The sequence below is a fragment of the Rhodococcus sp. YH1 genome (assembly GCF_009939605.1).
Classification (GTDB): domain Bacteria; phylum Actinomycetota; class Actinomycetes; order Mycobacteriales; family Mycobacteriaceae; genus Rhodococcus; species Rhodococcus aetherivorans.
In genome coordinates this window covers 1-2,167 of sequence record NZ_WVTE01000177.1, presented here as the reverse complement: position 1 = coordinate 2,167, position 2,167 = coordinate 1, and the positions used below count along the sequence as shown (strand labels likewise).

The following is a 2,167-nucleotide window of genomic DNA, read 5'->3' as shown; positions in this document are numbered from 1 at the left end:
GGCACGTCGAGGTGCCCGAGCATCACCGCGACCCCGGAATCCACGAGCTCCCGGTACGGCACCAGGTCCACCTGCTGCAGCTGGTCGAGCGGCGGCGCGGTGACCGCACCGGTGTGCGAGTCGCCCGACGCCGAACCGTGGCCCGGGAAGTGCTTGAGCACCGGCAGGATTCCCGCGTCGCGCAGGCCCCGCGCATAGGCGCCGGCGTACTGCACCACCACCTGCGGATCGTCGGAGAAGGAGCGGTCGCCGATCACCGAGTCGTCCGGCTGGCTGCTCACGTCCACGTCCGGCGCGAAGTCGACGGTGACGCCCAGCTCGCGGAGCTCGCGGCCCCGCTCGAGCGCCATCCGGTACGTCTCCTCGACGGTCATCGTCTGCGCCGTCACCCGCGCCGACGGATCGGGACCGAACAGCGCCCCCACGCGCGAGACCCGGCCGCCCTCCTCGTCGATGGTGACCATCAGCGGCAACCGGCTCGCCGCCACCACCTGCGGGATCTCCCGGTTGGCCAGCATCGACACGTCGGTCCAGCTGCCGACGAAGATCCCGCCGATCTGTTCGGACCGCACCGCCTCGAGGGCGTCGGCGGTGCCGGTGACACCGACGTTGAGCAGCTGGGCGAGCCGCTGCCGCACCGTCAGCGACGCGAGCAGCTCGTCGCCGCAGGACGGTGCGGGTGACGCGGTCGCCATCGGGGCGGGCGACGGCGACTGTGCGACGGTCGACGTGGCCTGCGACGTCGCGGCGACCGTGGGCTCCGGGGTCCGGGGCGCGTCCTGTCCCCCGCACCCGGCGACGGCGAGGACAGCCGCGACCGCGACGGTGAGGGTGTGACGGATCCGCATGGCCACCGACGGTAGCCGACCACCGCCGTGCCTGCCCCGACGACCCACGGCGACGGGTAAAGTGCCCCCCAAGGACCGCCACGACAGCAGGGGACGCGTGATGCCCGCAGATCTCATCCTCATCGCCTACGACGGCTCCGAGAACGCCAAGCGGGCCGTGCGGTATGCGGGGCGATTCCTCGCCTCGTGCCGCGCCGTCGTCGTCACGGCCTGGGAACCGATGGTCCGTCAGGCCGCCCGCATGTCCGGGCTGTCGGGGGTGATGCAGCCGGAGTGGGTACCCGACGAGGAAACCGAGGACGTGGCCCTCACCGACGCGAAGGTGATCAACGCGGAGGGACTCGAACTCGCCCGCTCCGCCGGCCTCGCCGCGGAGGGCCGCACCCTCGAGGTGGTCAGTGCCGTGTGGACCGCGATCGTCGAGGCCGCCGACGAGCTGAACGTCGACATCATCGTCACCGGCACCCGCGGCACCACGGGCCTGCGCTCGCTGCTGCAGTCGTCGGTGGCCGACCACGTGCTGCGCCACAGCCATCGGCCCGTGCTGATCGTCCCCCCGGGACGCTAGCCGCGGCGCGTACCGGGCGCGGGCGGGGGATATCGTCGACCCACCATGGACGGTTTCCTGCTCTCCCGCGCCGATCGCAGCGTGCACACCACCGGGACGCGCCGCCGGTTCACCGACGTCGCCGAGGCCTCTTTCGCGTTGCGCCGCGGCGAGGCCGACCTGATCGTGGGCGCGCTGCCCTTCGATCCCGAGCGCCCCGCCGCGCTGACCCAGCCGGAGACCGCCGACGTGACCGACGCGGCGTGGCAGCCACCGGACGCCCTGCCCGCCCTGCCGGCGGTGCGGATCGCCGCGCAGACCCCGGCGCCGCAGCAGCACGTCGCGCGGGTCGCGGCGCTGCGCGACCGGCTCGGCCGCGGCGAACTCGACAAGGTCGTCGCCGCGCGCTCGGTCACGCTCGTCTCCGAGACGCCCGTCGACCCGCTCGCTCTCGCGGCCCGGATGGCCGAGCGCCACCCCACCGCCCACGTCTACGCGGCGGACCTGAGCGCCGCCGGCGAGCGGTACCGCGGCCACACCCTGGTCGGCGCGACGCCCGAACTGCTGGTCAGCCGCCGCGGCGAGGCCGTCACGTGCCGTCCGCTCGCGGGCACCGCCGCCCGCTGCGCCGACCCCGGCGCCGACCGTGAGGCGGGCCGGCAGCTGCTCGCCTCGGCGAAGAACCTCGCCGAGCACGCGTTCGTCATCGACTGGATCCGCTCCCGCCTGACCCCGCTGTGCAGCGAACTGGAGATCCCGGGCACGCCCGTGC

The 2,167-nt window shown here is 74.2% G+C and carries 3 protein-coding genes; 2 read left to right on the top strand and 1 reads right to left on the bottom strand.

The window, feature by feature from the left end; translation table 11 throughout:
* A partial coding sequence (locus AIIKEEIJ_RS14065; protein ID WP_161995909.1) for a glycoside hydrolase family 3 protein occupies nt 1-848 on the bottom strand: 848 nt, incomplete at its 3' end.
* Between the two features lie 100 nt (nt 849-948).
* Here AIIKEEIJ_RS14065 and AIIKEEIJ_RS14060 point away from each other — a divergent pair.
* Nucleotides 949-1,416 (top strand): universal stress protein, encoded by a 468-nt coding sequence (locus AIIKEEIJ_RS14060; protein WP_006940275.1) that lies wholly within the window; start codon nt 949-951, stop codon nt 1,414-1,416.
* Nucleotides 1,417-1,461: 45 nt separating this feature from the next.
* Nucleotides 1,462-2,167: chorismate-binding protein (locus AIIKEEIJ_RS14055; RefSeq protein ID WP_161995908.1), on the top strand; the 706-nt coding region annotated here is incomplete at its 3' end.

Coding starts and splice junctions, on each gene's coding strand:
- AIIKEEIJ_RS14060 (WP_006940275.1), top strand. CDS start 949: ATGCCCGCAGATCTCATCCTCATCGCCTACGACGGCTCCGAGAACGCC.